Below are 18,168 nucleotides of genomic sequence, written 5' to 3'. Positions count from 1 at the left end.
AAAATATTTCACGAACGGGCTGGATTATTACGGGATATGAAAAATAATATTGCCAGCCCTGCGTCTGGCCATTAGCCCGCGCGGGCAGTAACGTGCGCGTCGCCTTTGACCGGGCATTTTTTTCACCTGCAAAAGATAGCGCTGTCTCAAGGCTGCGCAGGTTTTCCGGGGCAGGGGGAATGGCCGCGCCAGAGCGCTGCGTCGGCCCCTGTTCTACAGTTTTCGTTTGGCCATGCGGCTCGCGCCCCGTTGGGGAGCGGGCCGGGTGGCGCTTTTTCGCTTCAGGCTGCCAGGAGGAATAGCCCCCATGATCACCGCCCGCAATCTCGCCCCGGGGCTGGGGCTGCTCGCCCTGCTGGCCGGCGGCGCCCATGGCGACGAGGCTTTTTCCGCCGATTCGAAGTGGGGCCTGGGGGACTGGGGCGGCACCCGCAGCGAGCTGCTGGAGAAGGGCTACGACTTCAAGCTGGACTACGTCGGCGAGGCCGCGGGCAACCTGCACGGCGGCTACAACGACGACAAGACCGCGCGCTACACCGACCAGTGGGCGCTGGGCACCCACCTGGACCTGCAGAAGATCCTCGGTTGGCACGGCGCGGAGTTCCAGCTGACGGTGACCGAGCGCAATGGCAACAACCTCTCCAACGACCGCCTCAGCGACCCGCGTGCCGGCCAACTCAGCTCGGTGCAGGAAGTCTGGGGCCGCGGCCAGACCTGGCGGCTGACGCAGATGTGGTACAAGCAGACCTTCCTCGACGACGCCCTGGACATCAAGGTCGGCCAGTTCGGCGAGGGCGAGGACTTCAACAGCTTCCCCTGCGACTTCCAGAACCTGGCCTTCTGCGGCTCGCAGGTGGGCAACTGGGTGGGCGGCATCTGGTACAACTGGCCGGTGGCGCAGTGGGCGCTGCGGGTGAAGTACAACCTGAGCCCGGAATTCTTCGTGCAGGTCGGCGCCTACGAGCAGAACCCCTCGAACCTGGAGACCGGCAACGGCTTCAAGCTCAGCGGCAGCGGCACCAAGGGCGCGATCCTGCCGGTGGAGCTGGTGTGGTCGCCGAAGGTCGGCGGGCTGCCGGGCGAGTACCGCCTGGGCTACTACTACAGCACTGCCAAGGCCGACGACGTCTACGAGGACGTCAACGGCCAGCCCCAGGCGCTGACCGGCAATGCCTTCAAGTCCCACGGCAGCAAGCACGGCTGGTGGGTGGTGGCGCAGCAGCAGGTCACCGCGCACAACGGCGACGCCGCGCGCGGCCTGAGCCTGTTCGCCAACTTCACCGTGCATGACCAGGCGACCAACAGCATCGACAACTACCAGCAGGTGGGCGCGGTCTACAAAGGCCTGTTCGATGCCCGGCCGAAGGACGACATCGGCCTGGCGGTGGCGCGCATCCACATCAACGACGATGTGACCAAGCACCAGAAGCAGCTCAACGAAGTCGCCGGCCTCGACGACTACGACAACCCGCTGTTCCAGCCGGTGCAGCACAGCGAATACGACGCCGAGCTGTACTACGGCGTGCACGTGACCAACTGGCTGACGGTGCGGCCGAACCTGCAGTACATCAAGCATCCCGGCGGCGTCTACGAGGTGGACAACGCCCTGGTCGCCGGCCTGAAGGTCCAGTCCAGCTTCTGAGCCGCCCAGTCATCACCAAGGCCCCGGCCAGCGCCGGGGCAGGGAGCAGGAACCCCAGCATGCCCTTGCGTTTTCGCCCGCTCAGCCTCGCCATCAGCCTGCAGCCGCCGCTGCTGCTCTGGGGCCTGGGCACCGGCACCTTCGCCCTTGCCGCGGACAGCGCCGTGCCCGCCGACGACGTGTTCGCCCCGATGGTCGTCACCGGCACCTACGCGCCGGTGTCCAGCTTCGACCTGCCGTTCTCCATCGACACCGTGCAGCAGCCGCAGATCGGCGACGGCCAGCTCGGCGTCAACCTCTCCGAGGTGCTGCCGCGGGTGCCCGGCCTGGTGGTGCAGAACCGCCAGAACTACGCCCAGGACCTGCAGATTTCCTCACGCGGCTATGGCGCTCGCTCGGCCTTCGGCATCCGCGGGCTGAAGCTGCTCAGCGACGGCATCCCGGCCAGCACGCCGGATGGCCAGGGCCAGGCGGCGACGCTGAACCTCGACGTGGCCGAGCGCATCGAGGTGCTGCGCGGCCCGGCCTCGACCATTTACGGCAGCAACGCCGGCGGGGTCATCCAGATGTTCAGCCGCGACGGCTCCGGCCCGCCGAAGGTGGGCGCCGAAACCACCTTCGGCAGCGACGGCTTCAACAAGAACCACCTCTACGCCGAGGGCGGCAACGACAAGGCCGGCTTCCTCCTCGACGCCTCGCGCATGGACACCGACGGCTACCGCGACCACAGCGCCGCGCGCCGCGACCAGACCTTCGCCAAGCTCAACTTCAGGCCCGACGACGACAGCCGCCTGGCGCTGATCTACAGCAGCCTGGAGCAGAACAACACCCAGGACCCGCTGGGCCAGACCTGGGACGCCTACAAGCACGACCCGCGCTCGGTGGCCTCGGTGGCCGAGACCTACGACACGCGCAAGAGCATCGACCACCAGCAGGTGGGCATGAACTACGAGCGCTACTTCGGTGACGCCACCCTGCAGTTCAACCTCTACGCCGGGCAGCGCAGCGTCATCCAGTACCTGTCGATCCCCAAGGGCGTGGTCTCCAACACCCAGCGCGGCGGCGGCGTGGTGGACTTCGACCGCGAATTCCACGGCGGCACCCTGCGCTGGATTCAGCCGGTGCAAGGCGTGCCTGGCGAGCTGACCGTCACCACCGGGGTGGACTACGACCGCAGCCGCGACGACCGCCACGGCTACCAGAACTACAGCGGCGACCTGCTGGGGGTGAAGGGCGAGCTGCGCCGCGACGAGGACGACATCGCCACCAGCCTCGACCCCTACGTGCAGGCGCGCTGGGAGCTGGGCGACTGGACCTTCGACGCCGGCCTGCGCCACAGCACCATGAAGATGGAAGTGGACGACCACTACCTGGCCAACGGCGACTCCAGCGGCTCGAAGAAGTACCAGAAGAACACCCCATCGCTGTCGGTGATGTACGCCTTCACCCCCGAGCTGCACGGCTACGTCAGCGCCGGCAAGGGCTTCGAGACGCCGACCCAGGCCGAGATGGCCTATGCCCCGGGCCTGGTGGAAAGCTTCAACTTCGGCCTCGACCCGGCCACCAGCACCCAGTACGAGCTGGGCCTGAAGGCCAAGGTCGGCGGCAACACGCGGGTCAACGCAGCGGTCTTCGAGATCCGCACCGACGACGAAATCGTCGTCGCCAGCTCCACCGGCGGCCGCACCAGCTACCAGAACGCCGGCAAGACCCTGCGCCGGGGCTTCGAACTGGGCGTGCAGAGCCAGCTCAACGAACAGTGGGACGCGACCCTCGCCTACACCCGCCTGGAGGCCACCTACGACGAGGACTTCGTCGAGAGCGGCAGCACCATCGAGAAGGGCAACCACCTGCCCGGCGTGCCCGGCAGCAGCCTCTACGGCGAGCTGGTGTGGAAGCCGCGCCAGGACATCAGCATGGGCTTCGAAGGGCAGTACCGCAGCAAGGTCTATGTTGAAGACAGCAACGAGGACAAGCCGGCGCCCAGCTATGCGGTGTTCAACTGGCGCACCCGCTTCGAACAGCGCTACGGCCCCTGGACGTTCCACCAACTGGTGCGCCTGGACAACCTGCTGGACCGCCAGTACGTCGGCTCGGTCATCGTCGGCGACAGCAACGGCCGCTACTACGAGGCCGCCCCGGGGCGCTCCTGGTACGCCGGCGCCGGCCTCGAATACCAGTTCTGAACCCAAGCAGTACCCGCTCACTGAAAGACCGAAGGAGAACACGCATGAGCACTGACGGTGCGTTTGGCAGGTCACGCCTGCTGCCGAGCCTGCTCGGACTATTGTTGCTGCTGATGGGCCTGGCCCTGCTGGCCGGCGGCGTCAAGCTGCTGAGCCTGGGCGGCTCGCTCTACTACCTGGTGGCCGGCGTGGTGCTGGCCGTCACCGGCGTGCTGCTGCTGCTCGGCCGCGTCGCCGCCATCGGCCTGTACGCGCTGTTCCTGCTGGGCAGCACCCTGTGGGCCTGGTACGAAGTGGGTCTGGACTGGTGGCAGCTGGTGCCGCGCCTGGCGCTGTGGTTCGTGCTCGGCATCGTCCTGCTGCTGCCCTGGCTGCGCCGCCCGCTGCTGAGCGCAGGCCCCGCGCCCAAGGCCACCGCGCTGCTGGGCCTGGCCGTGGTGCTGGCCGGCGCCACCGCCATCGCCTCGCAGTTCACCAACCCGGGCCGCATCGAAGGGCGCATCGACCGCGCCAGCGCCGGCGTGCCCAACGCCGCCCCGGCGCAGCCCGAAGGTGACTGGCAGGCCTACGGGCGCACCGCCTTCGGCGACCGCTACTCGCCGCTCACGCAGATCAACCCGGACAACGTCCACCAGCTGAAGCTGGCCTGGACCTTCCGCACCGGCGACCTGCCCGGCCCGAACGACCCGGGCGAGACCACCGCGGAGAACACCCCGCTGAAGGTCAACGGCAAGCTCTACGTGTGCACCCCGCACAGCCAGGTGATCGCCCTGGACCCGGACAGCGGCAAGGAACTCTGGCGCTTCGATCCCAAGCTGAGCACGCAGAACGCGGCCAACTTCAAGGGCTGGGCGCACATGACCTGCCGCGGCGTGGCCTACCATGACGAGGCCGCCTACGCCGCCAAGGCCGCCGACGGCACTACCGTCGCCAGCCCGGCGCCGGCCGCCGGCAGTTGCCCGAAACGCCTGTTCGTGCCCACCGCCGACACCCGCCTGATCGCCCTCGACGCCGACACCGGCAAGGTCTGCGAAGGCTTCGGCAACAAGGGCGAGATCGACCTGCGCGCCAACATCGGCAGCTTCACCGCCGGCGGCTACTACTCCACCTCGCCGCCGGCCGTGACCCGCGACCTGGTGATCATCGGCGGCCACGTCACCGACAACGTCTCCACCGACGAGCCTTCCGGGGTGATCCGCGCCTACGACGTGCGCGACGGCCACCTGGTGTGGAACTGGGACAGCGGCAATCCGGACGCCACCGCGCCCATCGCCGCCGACCAGACCTACACCCGCAACTCGCCGAACATGTGGTCGGTGGCCAGCGTCGACGAGAAGCTCGGCCTGGTCTACCTGCCCATGGGCAACCAGATGCCCGACCAGTGGGGTGGCAACCGCACCCCCGAGGCGGAGAAGTTCAGCGCCGGCGTCACCGCGCTGGACCTGGCCACCGGCAAGGTGCGCTGGACCCACCAGTTCACCCACCACGACCTGTGGGACATGGACGTGGGCGGCCAGCCGACCCTGGTCGACCTGAAGACCGCCGACGGCATCAAGCCGGCGCTGCTGGCCTCGACCAAGCAGGGCAGCATCTACGTGCTCGACCGGCGCAACGGCGAGGCCATCGTGCCGATCAACGAAACCCCGGTGCCGCAGGGCGCGGTGGAAGGCGACCACACCTCGCCGACGCAGCCGATGTCCGAGCTGAACTTCATGCCCACCACCCTGCGCGAGAAGGACATGTGGGGCGTGACGCCGTTCGACCAGATGCTCTGCCGCCTGGACTTCAGGTCGCTGCGCTACGAGGGCATCTACACCCCGCCGTCGCTGCAGGGCTCGCTGGTGTTCCCGGGCAACTTCGGGGTGTTCGACTGGGGCGGCGTGTCGGTCGACCCGGTGCGCCAGATCATGTTCGTCAACCCCGACTACATGGCCTTCAAGTCCAAGCTGGTGCCCAGCGAGGCAATCGCCGGCGGCCCGGCCCGCAAGAGCGAGACCGAAGGCGTGCAACCCAACGCCGGTGCGCCCTACGGCGTGATCATGGAGCCCTTCCTGTCGCCCGTCGGCCTGCCCTGCCAGGCCCCGGCCTGGGGCTACGTGGCGGCGGTGGACCTGACGAACCACAAAGTGATCTGGAAGCACAAGAACGGCACCGTGCGCGACAGCTCGCCGGTCCCGCTGCCGCTGACCATGGGCGTGCCCAGCCTCGGCGGCCCGATCACCACCGCCAGCGGTCTGGGCTTCCTCAGCGGCACCCTGGACCAGTACCTGCGCGCCTACGACCTGCGCGACGGCAAGGTCCTCTGGGAAGGCCGCCTGCCGGCCGGCGCCCAGACCACGCCGATGACCTACACCGGCAAGGACGGCAAGCAGTACGTGCTGGTCATGGCGGGTGGGCATGGTTCCCTGGGGACCCGCCAGGGGGATTACGTGATGGCCTTCGCGTTGCCGGATTGAGGGTGGCGCTGGAATGAAAGAACGCCCGCGGAGTGATCCGCGGGCGTTTTTGTTTGCAGGGTTGGTAGGAGCGAGCTTGCTCGCGAACAGGCTCCCCGATGACTCCGCTGCCAAGCCCACCTCTGTTCCCTCTCCCTAACCCTCGGCTGCGCGCCCCGCCCTGAAGGGAGAGGGGACCGTTCGGTGTGCGCGGGTATTCCGGAGTTAGCCGGCTAGCACGAAGTTTCCGGCTGACGCCAAATCCATTCTCGGCACGGACAAGCCCCCTCTCCCTTCAGGGAGAGGGCTGGGGAGAGGGCGCTCTGAAGGCTCACCACCAAAGCCCCCGGCAAGCACCTCACCCCATCACCCGATTACGCCCACCCTCCTTGGCCCGTTACACCGACTCCGCGGCTGAACTCGGCGCGCTCTTCAACGGCGGCTCCGTGCCCGGCAGCGAGCGGGATGTGGCCAAGGCCAAACGGCGGATAACGCGGAGCGTTATCCGCCCTACGCCACGCCCACCATGGACGTAGGGCGTATAACCGTTCGCGGTTATACGCCGCCACACCTTCCTTGCCGGCCGTTCCGAGGTTGAACCTGGCGCGCTCTTCAACGGCGGCGCCTTTGGACGAGCGTTCTGGAATTCTCGCGGAACCTGACTACGCTCAGTTCTTGCACCAAAGCGGTGCCACGATAACGAAAGCAGCAACATCAACCGTGATTGGCCTGAGTGCGATGCTATTCGCTGTGGACCGGTAGCCGCCGGTATCGGGACTCGCCCCCGGGCCTGTAGAGCAAGCGCCGTTCGAGGCGCTCGCCAGGGACTGCGCGCGCATGGCTACGACCGCTCCTGTCCGGGATCAATACCGGGCCCTCGGCTTGTCGACATTGGCGTTCACCCTCTGCTTCGCCGTGTGGACGCTGTTCTCCATCCTCGGCTTGCAGATCAAGGACGAGTTCGGGCTGACCGACACCCAGCTCGGCCTGCTGATGGCCACGCCGGTGCTGACCGGCTCCATCTCGCGGATCTTCCTCGGCCTGTGGACCGACCGCTACGGCGGGCGCTGGGTGTTCGGCCTGGTGATGCTGGCCTCGGCGCTGTGCGTCTACCTGCTGACCTTCGCCACGGACTTCTACAGCCTGCTGCTGGCGGCCCTGGGCGTGGGCCTGGCCGGCGGCGGCTTCATCGTCGGCACCGCCTACACCTCGGCCTGGTTCGAGCCGGGGCGCCAGGGCACCGCGCTGGGCATCTTCGGCGCCGGCAACGTCGGCGCCGGCATCACCAACTTCGCCGCGCCCTTCCTGCTGCTGGCCCTGGGCTGGCGCGGCGCCGCGCTGGTGTATGCCGCGGTGCTGGCGGTCATGGGCGTGGCCTTCATGCTGCTGGCCAAGTCCGACCCGCAGAGCCAGGCGCGCAAGCAGCAGCCCATTCCCCTGGCGGAGCAACTGGCGCCGCTGGCGGAGCTGCGCGTCTGGCGCTTCTCGCTGTACTACTTCTTCGTCTTCGGCGCCTTCGTCGCCCTGGCCCTGTGGCTGCCGCACTACCTGATGCAGGTGTTCGGCGTCAGCCTGGCCAGCGCTGGGGTGATCGCCGCGCTGTACACGGTGCCGGCGTCGCTGTTCCGCATCCTCGGCGGCTGGCTGTCCGACCGCTACGGCGCGCGCCGGGTGATGTACTGGACCCTCGGCGTGTCGGTGCTGTGCACCTTCCTGCTCAGCTACCCGCCGACGCGCTACATCGTCAGCGGCGTGCGCGGTGAGCTGGAGTTCTCCCTGCACCTGGGCCTGGCCGGCTTCATCCCGGTCATCGTGGTGCTGGGCTTCTTCATGTCGCTGGGCAAGGCGGCGGTGTTCAAGCACATCCCCAGCTACTACCCGCAGCACGTCGGCGTGGTCGGCGGCCTGGTGGGCATGATCGGCGGGCTTGGCGGCTTCCTGCTGCCGCTGACCTTCGGCATGCTCAACGACGTCATCGGCGTCTGGCAGAGCTGCTTCATGCTGCTGTTCCTGATCGCCGCAGGCGCCCTGGCCTGGATGCACTACGCGATCCGCATGGCCGAGCGCGTGGAATGGGCCGAGCAGCGCGAGGGCCGCGACCTGCCGGAGTTGTCCACCCCCAGCAGCTTCGTGCTGCTGGACTGGCACCCGGAGGACACCGCGTTCTGGGAGAGCAAGGGCAAGCGCATCGCCACGCGCAACCTGTGGATCTCCATTCCCAACCTGCTGCTGGCCTTCGCCATCTGGATGGTCTGGTCGGTGGTGGTGGCCAAGCTGCCGCTGGCCGGCTTCAGCTACAGCGCCAACCAGCTGTTCTGGCTGGCGGCGCTGCCCGGACTGTCGGGCGCCACCCTGCGCATCTTCTACAGCTTCATGGTGCCGATCTTCGGCGGCCGGCGCTGGACCGCGCTGTCCACCGCCTCGCTGCTGCTGCCGGCGCTGTGGATCGGCTTCGCCGTGCAGAACCCCAATACGCCCTACCTGATCATGCTGATCCTCGCCCTGCTGTGCGGCCTGGGCGGCGGCAACTTCTCCTCGAGCATGGCCAACATCTCGTTCTTCTTCCCCAAACAGGCCAAGGGCGCGGCCATGGGCCTGAACGCCGGGCTGGGCAACCTGGGCGTGAGCGTCATGCAGTTCCTGGTACCGCTGGCGATCACCCTGGCGGTGTTCGGCAGCCTGGGCGGCGAGCCGCAGACGACCGCCGCCGGCACCCCGCTGTGGCTGCAGAACGCCGGCTTCATCTGGGTGCCGTTCATCATCGCCGCGACCCTCGCCGCCTGGTTCGGGATGAACGACATCGCCAGCGCCAAGTCCTCGTTCAGCGACCAGATGGCGATCTTCAAGCGCAAGCACACCTGGCTGATGAGCGTGCTCTACACCGGCACCTTCGGCAGCTTCATCGGCTTCTCCGCCGGCTTCCCGCTGCTGGCCGGGCACCTGTTCCCGCAGGTCGACGTGCTGCGCTTCGCCTTCCTCGGCCCGCTGATCGGCGCCTTGAGCCGCGCCTTCTCCGGCGGCCTGGCCGACCGTTTCGGCGGCGCCCGCATCAGCCTCTGGGTGTTCGTCGCCATGGCCGTGTGCGTCGGCGGCGTGCTGTTCTTCATCGGCATCAAGGACCAGCCGGGGGCCTACTGGGGCTTCCTGGCCATGTTCCTGCTGCTGTTCTTCTTCTCCGGGGTCGGCAACGCCAGCACCACGCAGATGATCCCGGCGATCTTCCGCATCCAGACGCCGCGCCTGTTCCCCGGCCTGCCCGCCGGGCAGCAGGCGCTGCAGAGCGAGAAGGAGTCCGCCGCCGCGGTGGGCTTCATCTCGGCGGTGGCGGCCTACGGCGGCTTCTTCATCCCGAAGTCGTTCGGCAGCTCGTTCGACCTGACCGGCGGGCCGGAGTGGGCGCTCTACGGCTTCATCGTCTTCTACGCCCTGTGCATCGTCGTGACCTGGTTCTACTACACCCGCCGTAACGCCGAGGTGAGCTGCTAGCCATCCGGCCCGCGCCGAGGAGGAGAGAAATGAGTTACTTCATCGACCGCCTGCGCTACCTGGTCAAACGCCCGCCGGAATTCGCCGGCGGCCACGGCGAGACCCGCGACGAGAGCCGCGCCTGGGAGGACGGCTACCGCCAGCGCTGGCAGTTCGACAAGATCGCCCGCTCCACCCACGGGGTGAACTGCACCGGCTCGTGCAGCTGGAAGATCTACGTGAAGAACGGTCTGGTGACCTGGGAAACCCAGCAGACCGACTACCCGCGCACCCGCCCGGACCTGCCCAACCACGAGCCGCGCGGCTGCCCGCGCGGGGCCAGCTACTCCTGGTACCTGTACAGCGCCAACCGGCTGAAATACCCGCTGGTGCGCAAGGCGCTGATCCAGCTGTGGCGTGAAGCGCTGGCCGTGCACAAGGACCCGGTGCAGGCCTGGGCCAGCATCGTCGAGGACCCGCAGAAGGCGAAGCAGTACAAATCCATCCGCGGCCGCGGCGGCTTCGTGCGCAGCGACTGGGACGAACTGCAGACGCTGGTCGCCGCGGCCAACGTCTACACCATCAAGACCTACGGCCCGGACCGCGTCGCCGGCTTCTCGCCGATCCCGGCCATGTCCATGGTCAGCTACGCCTCGGGCACCCGCTACCTGTCGCTGATCGGCGGGGTGTGCCTGAGCTTCTACGACTGGTACTGCGACCTTCCTCCCGCATCCCCGCAAGTGTGGGGCGAGCAGACCGACGTGCCCGAGTCCGCCGACTGGTACAACTCCGGCTACCTCATCGCCTGGGGCAGCAACGTGCCGCAGACGCGCACCCCCGACGCGCACTTCTTCACCGAGGTGCGCTACAAGGGCACCAAGACCGTGGCCATCACCCCGGACTACGCGGAAATCTCCAAGCTCTGCGACGAGTGGATGAGCGCCAAGCAGGGCACCGACTCGGCCCTGGCCATCGCCATGGGCCAGGTGATCTTCAAGGAATTCCACCTGGAGAACCCGCGGAGCTATTTCACCGACTACGCGCGCCGCTACACCGACCTGCCGATCCTGGTGGAACTGGAGCCGCGCGCCGAAGGCGGCCTGGTCCCCGGCAAGCAGCTGCGCGCCGCCGACTTCGCCGGCCAGCTGGCGCAGGCCAACAACCCCGAGTGGAAGACCGTGGCCTGGGACGAGGAGGGCGAGCGCCTGGTGGTGCCGCGCGGCTCCATCGGCTTCCGCTGGGGCGAGTCCGGCCACTGGAACCTGGAGCCGGTGGACGCCGAGGGCCGCGAGGTGCGCCTGGCGCTGTCGCTGCTGGGGCGCCACGACGAGGTGGCGCGGGTGGTCTTCCCGTACTTCGGCGGCATCGAGCGCAAGCACTTCCCCAACGTGCCGGTGCGCGACGTGCTCTACCACCACGTGCCGGCCAAGCGCCTGCAACTGGCCGACGGCCGCGAGGCGCTGGTGGCCAGCGTGTTCGACCTGATGGCCGCCAACTACGGCATCGACCGCGGCCTGCAGCCCACCGTGGGCGGCGCCGGCGAGGACGACGGCGCCAGCGACTACGGCCAGCTCAAGCCCTACACCCCGGCTTGGCAGCAGGCCATCACCGGGGTGCCGGCGGCGCAGATGATCCGCATCGCCCGCGAGTTCGCCGAGAACGCCGACAAGACCCACGGCCGCTCCATGATCATCGTCGGCGCCGGGATGAACCACTGGTACCACATGGACATGAACTACCGCGGGCTGATCAACATGCTGATCCTCTGCGGCTGCATCGGCCAGAGCGGCGGCGGCTGGTCGCACTACGTCGGCCAGGAGAAGCTGCGCCCGCAGACCGGCTGGACGCCCCTGGCCTTCGCCTTGGACTGGCACCGCCCGCCGCGGCACATGAACGGCACCTCGTTCTTCTACAACCACTCCAGCCAGTGGCGCTACGAGAAGCTGGAGGTGAAGGAACTGCTCTCGCCCCTGGCCCGGCCGCAGGACTTCGGCGGCAGCCTGGTGGACTTCAATGTGCGCGCCGAGCGCATGGGCTGGCTGCCCTCGGCGCCGCAGCTGGGCACCAACCCGCTGCGCCTGGCCGCCGCGGCCCAGGCCGCCGGCAAGAGCACCGCCGACTACGTGGTGGAGCAGCTCAAGAGCGGCCAGCTGCGCTTCGCCAGCGAAGACCCGGACAACCCGCAGAACCACCCGCGCAACCTGTTCGTCTGGCGCTCCAACCTGCTCGGCAGCTCGGGCAAGGGCCACGAATACATGCTCAAGTACCTGCTGGGCACGAAGAACGGCGTGCTCGGCAAGGACCTGGGCGAGGCCGGCAAGCAGAAGCCCGAAGAGGTGCTGTGGAAGGACGAGCCCATCGAGGGCAAGCTCGACCTGCTGGTGACCCTCGACTTCCGCATGTCCACCACCTGCCTGTACTCCGACGTGGTGCTGCCGACCGCCACCTGGTACGAGAAGGACGACCTCAACACCTCGGACATGCACCCCTTCATCCACCCACTCACCGCCGCCACCGACCCGGCTTGGGAAGCGCGCAGCGACTGGCAGATCTACGACGGCATCGCCCGCGCCTTCTCGCGCCTGTGCGTCGGCCACCTGGGCGAGGAGACGGACCTGGTGACCCTGCCGCTGCAGCACGACAGCCCCGGCGAACTGGCCCAGCCCGAAGTGCGCGACTGGAAGAAGGGCGAGTGCGAGCCCATACCCGGCAAGACCATGCCCTCGCTGATCGAGGTCAAGCGCAACTATCCGGAAACCTACGAGCGCTTCAGCTCCGTGGGCCCGTTGCTGGACACCCTGGGCAACGGCGGCAAGGGCATCGCCTGGCAGACCCAGGAAGAGGTCGACCTGCTCGGCAAGCTCAACTACCGCAAGCTCGACGGTTCCGCCGAAGGGCGGCCACGGCTGGCCTCGGCGGTGGACGCGGCGGAGATGATCCTCACCCTGGCCCCGGAAACCAACGGCCAGGTGGCGGTCAAGGCCTGGGCCGCGCTGTCGAAGATCACCGGGCGCGACCACACCCACCTGGCGCGGCCCAAGCAGGAAGAGAAAATCCGCTTCCGCGACCTGGTGGCGCAGCCGCGCAAGATCATCTCCAGCCCCACCTGGTCGGGCCTGGAGGACGAGCACGTGAGCTACAACGCCTGCTACACCAACGTCCACGAGCTGATCCCCTGGCGCACCCTCAGCGGCCGCCAGCAGTTCTACCAGGACCACCCCTGGATGCGCGCCTTCGGCGAGAGCCTGATGGTCTACCGGCCGCCCATCGACACCAAGGCCGCGGCCAGCGTCGCCGAGCCGCGCAGCAACGGCAACCCGGAAATCGCCCTGAACTGGCTGACGCCGCACCAGAAGTGGGGCATCCACTCCACCTACAGCGACAACCTGCTGATGCAGACGCTGTCGCGCGGCGGGCCCATCGTCTGGATCAGCGAGGACGACGCGCGCGCCATCGGCGTGGTCGACAACGACTGGATCGAGCTCTACAACGCCAACGGCGCCATCGCCGCGCGGGCGGTGGTCAGCCAGCGGGTGCGCCCGGGCATGGCGATGATGTACCACGCCCAGGAACGCATCCTGAATATCCCCGGCTCCGAAGTGACGGGTACGCGCGGCGGCATCCACAACTCGGTGACGCGGGTCTGTCCCAAGCCGACCCACATGATCGGCGGCTACGCGCAGCTGTCCTACGGCTTCAACTACTACGGCACCGTCGGCTCCAACCGCGACGAGTTCGTCATCGTGCGCAAGATGAAGCGCATCGACTGGCTCGACGGCGAAGGCAACGACTACCAGCAGGAGGCGGTGAAATGAAGATCCGTTCCCAGGTCGGCATGGTCCTCAACCTCGACAAGTGCATCGGCTGCCACACCTGCTCGGTCACCTGCAAGAACGTCTGGACCAGCCGCGAAGGCATCGAATACGCCTGGTACAACAACGTCGAGACCAAGCCCGGCATCGGCTACCCCAAGGAATGGGAGAACCAGAAGAAATGGAACGGCGGCTGGGTGCGCAACGCCGACGGCTCCATCAACCCGCGCATCGGCGGCAAGTGGCGGGTGCTGGCGAACATCTTCGCCAACCCCGACCTGCCGCAGATCGACGACTACTACGAACCCTTCACCTTCGACTACCAGCACCTGCACAGCGCCGCCCAGGGCGAGCACCAGCCGGTGGCGCGGCCGCGCTCGCTGATCAGCGGGCTGCGCATGGACAAGGTGGAGTGGGGGCCGAACTGGGAGGAACTGCTGGGCACCGAGTTCGCCAAGCGGCGCAAGGACATCAACTTCGAGCAGGTCCAGGCCGACATCTACGGGCAGTTCGAAAACACCTTCATGATGTACCTGCCGCGCCTGTGCGAGCACTGCCTGAACCCCGCGTGCGTGGCCTCGTGCCCCAGCGGCGCCATCTACAAGCGCGAGGAAGACGGCATCGTCCTGATCGACCAGGACAAGTGCCGCGGCTGGCGCATGTGCATCAGCGGCTGCCCGTACAAGAAGATCTACTACAACTGGAAGAGCGGCAAATCCGAGAAATGCATCTTCTGCTACCCGCGCATCGAGACCGGCCAGCCGACGGTCTGCTCCGAGACCTGCGTGGGGCGCATCCGTTACCTCGGCGTGCTGCTCTACGACGCCGACCGCATCGAGGAAGTGGCCGCCTCCGCCGATGACCGCGACCTCTACCACCGCCAGTGCGAAATCTTCCTCGACCCCCACGACCCGCAAGTGATCGAGCAGGCGCGCAAGGACGGCGTGCCCGACAGCGTCATCGCCGCGGCCCAGGCCTCGCCCGTGTACAAGCTGGCCATCGACTGGCAGCTGGCGCTGCCGCTGCACCCGGAGTACCGCACGCTGCCGATGGTCTGGTACGTGCCACCGCTGTCGCCCATCCAGTCCGCCGCCGAGGCCGGCCACGTGGAATTCGACGGCGTGCTGCCGAAGATCGAATCGCTGCGCATCCCGGTGCGCTACCTGGCCAACATGCTCACCGCCGGCGAAGAGGCGCCGGTGGTGCTGGCCCTCAAGCGGCTGATGGCCATGCGCGTGTACATGCGCGCCAAGCACGTGGACGGCACCCTCAACAGCGAAGTGCTGCAGCAGGTCGGCCTGAGCCAGCGCCAGGTGGAAGAGATGTACCGCTACCTGGCCATCGCCAACTACGAGGACCGCTTCGTCATCCCCACCGGCCACCGCGAGGCCCTGCCCGACGCCTACGCCGAGCGCAGCGGTTGCGGCTTCAGCTTCGGCAACGGCTGCCACGGCGGCAACAGCGAGGTCAGCCTGTTCGGCGGCAGCAAGCAGACCACCACCCTGGTCAAGCCGGTGCAGACCTTCGACCCGGTCGAGGACAGCCGCCATGGATGAGCGCCAGCCCCAGGGCCTGCTGAGCCTGCGCGTGCTGGCCCGGCTGCTCGACTACCCCTGCGCCGGGTTGCAGGCGGCGGCCGGTGAACTGGCCGCCATCCTCGACGACGAGATGCGCCTGCCCGAGCCCCTGCGCAAGCGCCTGGGCCAGTGGTGCCAACGCCTGGCGCGGAGCGACCTGCTGGACCTGCAGGAAGCCTACGTCGAACTCTTCGACCGCGGCCGCTCGGTCTCACTGCTGCTGTTCGAGCACGTCCACGGCGAATCCCGCGACCGCGGCCAGGCCATGGTCGACCTGCTGGCCGAGTACGAGGCCGCCGGCTTCCAGCTCGACGCTCGCGAGTTGCCCGACCACCTGCCGCTGTTCCTCGAATACCTCTCCACCCGCAGCCACGCCGAGATCGGCCAGTGGCTGGGCGACATCCAGCACATCCTCGCGCTGCTCGCCGCGCGCCTGGAAGAGCGCGGCGCCGACCACGCGCTGGTGCCCCACGCGCTGCTGGCGCTGATCGGCCGCAGCGAACTGATCCAGCAGCAGCGTCCGGCGGTCGAGGGGGAAGCGCCGGACCACACGCCACAAGCTCTGGACGCGGTGTGGGAAGAGGAAATCGTCCGCTTCAACGCCGAGACCGACCAGGACTGCAGCCTGCAGTCCGCCGAGGGCCGGCGCCTGGTCGAGCGCAAATACCAGGCGGTGCCCCAGGTCGTCCAGGTCCTGCCCGCCACCCCGTCCCCCCTGGCGGACGGCCAATGAACGGAGGCTCACCATGTTCGAAGACTACGTTCTGCACCTGCTCTACGGTTACTACCCCTACCTGGCCGGCACCGTGTTCCTGCTCGGCAGCCTGCTGCGCTACGACTACGGCCAGTACACCTGGAAGACCGGCTCCAGCCAACTGCTCTCCAGCCGCCACATGCGCCTGGCCAGCAACCTGTTCCACATCGGCATCCTGGCGATCTTCTTCGGCCACCTGGTCGGCCTGCTGACGCCGCACTGGGTCTACGAGCCGTTCCTCTCCGCCGGCCACAAGCAGCTCATGGCCATCCTCTTCGGCGGCGCGGCCGGGGTGCTCTGCGTGATCGGCGGCGGCATGCTGCTCTGGCGCCGGCTGTTCAACCCCAGGGTGCGCGCCTCGTCCAGCTTCATGGACAACCTGATCATCGCCCTGCTGCTGTTGCAGGCGTGCCTGGGGCTGATCACCATCTTCTTCTCGCTGCACCACCTGGACGGCGAAATGATGCTGGCCCTGGCCGGCTGGGCGCAGTCCATCGTGTTCTTCCGCGGCGACGCGGCCAGCTTCCTGATCGGCACGCCGCTGATCTTCAAGATCCACATCTTCATCGGCCTGACCATCATCCTGCTGTTCCCCTTCACCCGCCTGGTGCACGTCTGGAGCATCCCCTTGGGCTACTTCGGGCGTAACTACCAGATCGTCCGCCGGCGCGGCTGAGGAGCGAAGCCATGGCCCAAATGATCGCCGTCGAGAACCTGCCGGCCGAACCCGCCGCGGTCATCCGCGTCGGCAACACCCGGCTCAGCGAAGCCGACATCGCCCGGGAAACCCCCTTCCACCCGGCCGCCTCCCTGGCCGAGGCGCAACTGCAGGCCGCCCGCGCCCTGGTGGTGCGCGAACTGCTCGGGCAAAGGGCCGCCAGCCTCGGTCTGCTGCCCGCGGGCGAACTGGCGGAGGAGGGCGCCGACCAGGCCGTGGCGGCGCTGCTGGAGCGCGAACTGCAAGTCCCCGAACCCGACGAGGACGCCTGCCGGCGCTACTTCGAAGCCCAGCGCGAACGCTTCGCCGAGCCGGCCAGGATCAAGGTCCGCCACATCCTCCTGCCCGCCGCCCCGGACGACGCCTGCGCCCGCGACGCCCACTACCACCTGGGCGAAAAGCTGCTGCGCGAACTGCACCGCGACCCGCAACGCTTCACCGAACTCGCCCAACGCCACTCGGCCTGCCCGTCGAAAGAAGAAGGCGGCGACCTGGGCTGGCTGCGCGCCGGGCAAACCGTCGCCGAACTCGACCAGGCCCTGCACCGCCTGCCCCTGGGCCTGCACGACCGCCCCCTGGCCTCGCGCTATGGTTGGCACCTGGTCAGCATCGACCAACGCCAGGAAAGCCGCCCGCTGCCCTACGCCCAGGTCAGCACCCGCGTCCGCCACAGCCTGCGCGAAGAATCCACCCGCCAGGCCCTGCGCCAATACCTGCTGGCGTTGGAGAAGGAAATCGGGGTGCAAGGCATCACCCTGGACGACAGTCCCGAGCATGGCGCCCGGTCGTGACGTGAGCGCCACCCGCACCATTCACCTGTAGGAGCGCGCCCTGCGCGCGAAATCGCGGGCAGGGCCCGCTCCTACAGGTTGCACGGTATTCCTCCCCCCGTAGGAGCAACTGTCTTGCGCCGAGGTGCTCTTTGTAGGATGGGTTGAGCACTTGCGAAACCCATGCGGTTGCGGTGATGGGTATCGCTTCGCTCAACGCCATCCTACGAAAAGCCGTGCTTCCTGGGACCGTAGGAGAGGGCCTTGTCCGCGATTGCGCCGGCAGGCGCTGCGCGGGGCAGCGCTCAGGGATAGTCGATCTCGACCACGAACCAGAGCTTCTCGCCCGCCGGCGTGCGCACCATGACTTCGGCGTCCAGCTCCTTGCCCACCAGGGCGCGGGCCAGGGGCGAGTCGATGCTGATCTGGTTGCTGCGCAGGTCCAGCTCGTCCGGGCCGACGATGCGGTAGCGGGCCTGTTCGCCGTCCTCGTCCTCCAGCGTCACCCAGGCGCCGAAGTAGACCTTGTGCGGGTCGCCCGGGCGGTCGCGCACCACCTTGAGGTTCTCCAGGCGCTTGCGCAGGAAGCGCACGCGGCTGTCGATCTCGCGCAGCATCTTCTTGCCGTAGATGTACTCGGCGTTCTCCGAGCGGTCGCCGAGCGCGGCCGCCTCGCTCACCGCCTGGGTCACCTGGGGGCGGCGCACGTTCCACAGTTCGTGCAGTTCGGCGCGCAGGCGCGCCTCGCCTTCGGGGGTGATCAACGGGGTTCCGGCGGTGCGCGGCGGGCGATAACGGCTCATGGGGTT

At 68.0% G+C, this 18,168-nt stretch carries 10 protein-coding genes; 9 read left to right on the top strand and 1 reads right to left on the bottom strand.

Annotated elements, in window-relative coordinates; all coding sequences use genetic code 11:
* Window positions 1–307: 307 nt before the first annotated feature.
* The 9 genes from ACTWJ5_RS22155 (at window position 308) to ACTWJ5_RS22115 (ending at window position 17,380) form a co-directional block, all read left to right on the top strand.
* Window positions 308–1,642, top strand: a complete 1,335-nt coding sequence (locus tag ACTWJ5_RS22155) for a carbohydrate porin (protein WP_253390921.1) — start codon at window positions 308–310, stop codon at window positions 1,640–1,642.
* 191 nt (window positions 1,643–1,833) lie between these two features.
* Window positions 1,834–3,828, top strand: coding sequence for a TonB-dependent receptor family protein (locus ACTWJ5_RS22150; RefSeq protein ID WP_444439640.1), 1,995 nt, complete (start codon window positions 1,834–1,836; stop codon window positions 3,826–3,828).
* Between the two features lie 44 nt (window positions 3,829–3,872).
* The gene (locus ACTWJ5_RS22145) at window positions 3,873–6,284 is read left to right on the top strand and encodes a glucose/quinate/shikimate family membrane-bound PQQ-dependent dehydrogenase (protein WP_074976954.1); all 2,412 of its coding nucleotides are present in this window, start codon (window positions 3,873–3,875) and stop codon (window positions 6,282–6,284) included.
* Between the two features lie 816 nt (window positions 6,285–7,100).
* A complete protein-coding gene (locus tag ACTWJ5_RS22140) occupies window positions 7,101–9,749 on the top strand; it encodes a nitrate/nitrite transporter (RefSeq protein WP_444436560.1) in 2,649 nt (882 codons plus the stop codon).
* Window positions 9,750–9,778: 29 nt separating this feature from the next.
* Entirely contained in the window at window positions 9,779–13,543 is a 3,765-nt protein-coding gene (locus ACTWJ5_RS22135) for a nitrate reductase subunit alpha (protein WP_444436559.1), read from the top strand.
* A complete protein-coding gene (narH, locus tag ACTWJ5_RS22130; protein WP_074976947.1) occupies window positions 13,540–15,096 on the top strand; it encodes a nitrate reductase subunit beta in 1,557 nt (518 codons plus the stop codon). Before ACTWJ5_RS22135 ends, narH begins: the two co-directional genes overlap by 4 nt.
* Window positions 15,089–15,850, top strand: a complete 762-nt coding sequence (gene narJ / locus ACTWJ5_RS22125; protein ID WP_074976945.1) for a nitrate reductase molybdenum cofactor assembly chaperone — start codon at window positions 15,089–15,091, stop codon at window positions 15,848–15,850. Before narH ends, narJ begins: the two co-directional genes overlap by 8 nt.
* A gap of 13 nt (window positions 15,851–15,863) precedes the next feature.
* Window positions 15,864–16,547 (top strand): respiratory nitrate reductase subunit gamma, encoded by a 684-nt coding sequence (gene narI / locus ACTWJ5_RS22120; protein WP_116423652.1) that lies wholly within the window; start codon window positions 15,864–15,866, stop codon window positions 16,545–16,547.
* A gap of 11 nt (window positions 16,548–16,558) precedes the next feature.
* Entirely contained in the window at window positions 16,559–17,380 is an 822-nt protein-coding gene (locus ACTWJ5_RS22115) for a peptidylprolyl isomerase (protein WP_444436558.1), read from the top strand.
* Between the two features lie 284 nt (window positions 17,381–17,664).
* On the opposite strand, the gene greB is transcribed toward ACTWJ5_RS22115, so the two are convergent.
* Window positions 17,665–18,162: a transcription elongation factor GreB gene (greB, locus tag ACTWJ5_RS22110; protein ID WP_074976940.1), complete on the bottom strand. Its 498-nt coding sequence runs from the start codon at window positions 18,160–18,162 to the stop codon at window positions 17,665–17,667.
* Window positions 18,163–18,168: the final 6 nt, after the last annotated feature.

This window comes from Pseudomonas sp. A6, assembly GCF_052367875.1.
GTDB classification, from domain to species: domain Bacteria; phylum Pseudomonadota; class Gammaproteobacteria; order Pseudomonadales; family Pseudomonadaceae; genus Pseudomonas; species Pseudomonas citronellolis.
Note: the sequence above shows the minus strand (reverse complement) of the source record. Positions and strands in the feature narration are given on the sequence as shown.

What these genes read in the sequence shown, in the direction of transcription:
- ACTWJ5_RS22155 (WP_253390921.1), top strand. Translation starts at nt 308, where the DNA reads ATGATCACCGCCCGCAATCTCGCCCCGGGGCTGGGGCTGCTCGCCCTG.
- ACTWJ5_RS22150 (WP_444439640.1), top strand. Translation starts at nt 1,834, where the DNA reads ATGGTCGTCACCGGCACCTACGCGCCGGTGTCCAGCTTCGACCTGCCG.
- ACTWJ5_RS22145 (WP_074976954.1), top strand. Translation starts at nt 3,873, where the DNA reads ATGAGCACTGACGGTGCGTTTGGCAGGTCACGCCTGCTGCCGAGCCTG.
- ACTWJ5_RS22140 (WP_444436560.1), top strand. Translation starts at nt 7,101, where the DNA reads ATGGCTACGACCGCTCCTGTCCGGGATCAATACCGGGCCCTCGGCTTG.
- ACTWJ5_RS22135 (WP_444436559.1), top strand. Translation starts at nt 9,779, where the DNA reads ATGAGTTACTTCATCGACCGCCTGCGCTACCTGGTCAAACGCCCGCCG.
- narH (WP_074976947.1), top strand. Translation starts at nt 13,540, where the DNA reads ATGAAGATCCGTTCCCAGGTCGGCATGGTCCTCAACCTCGACAAGTGC.
- narJ (WP_074976945.1), top strand. Translation starts at nt 15,089, where the DNA reads ATGGATGAGCGCCAGCCCCAGGGCCTGCTGAGCCTGCGCGTGCTGGCC.
- narI (WP_116423652.1), top strand. Translation starts at nt 15,864, where the DNA reads ATGTTCGAAGACTACGTTCTGCACCTGCTCTACGGTTACTACCCCTAC.
- ACTWJ5_RS22115 (WP_444436558.1), top strand. Translation starts at nt 16,559, where the DNA reads ATGGCCCAAATGATCGCCGTCGAGAACCTGCCGGCCGAACCCGCCGCG.
- greB (WP_074976940.1), bottom strand. Translation starts at nt 18,162, where the DNA reads ATGAGCCGTTATCGCCCGCCGCGCACCGCCGGAACCCCGTTGATCACC.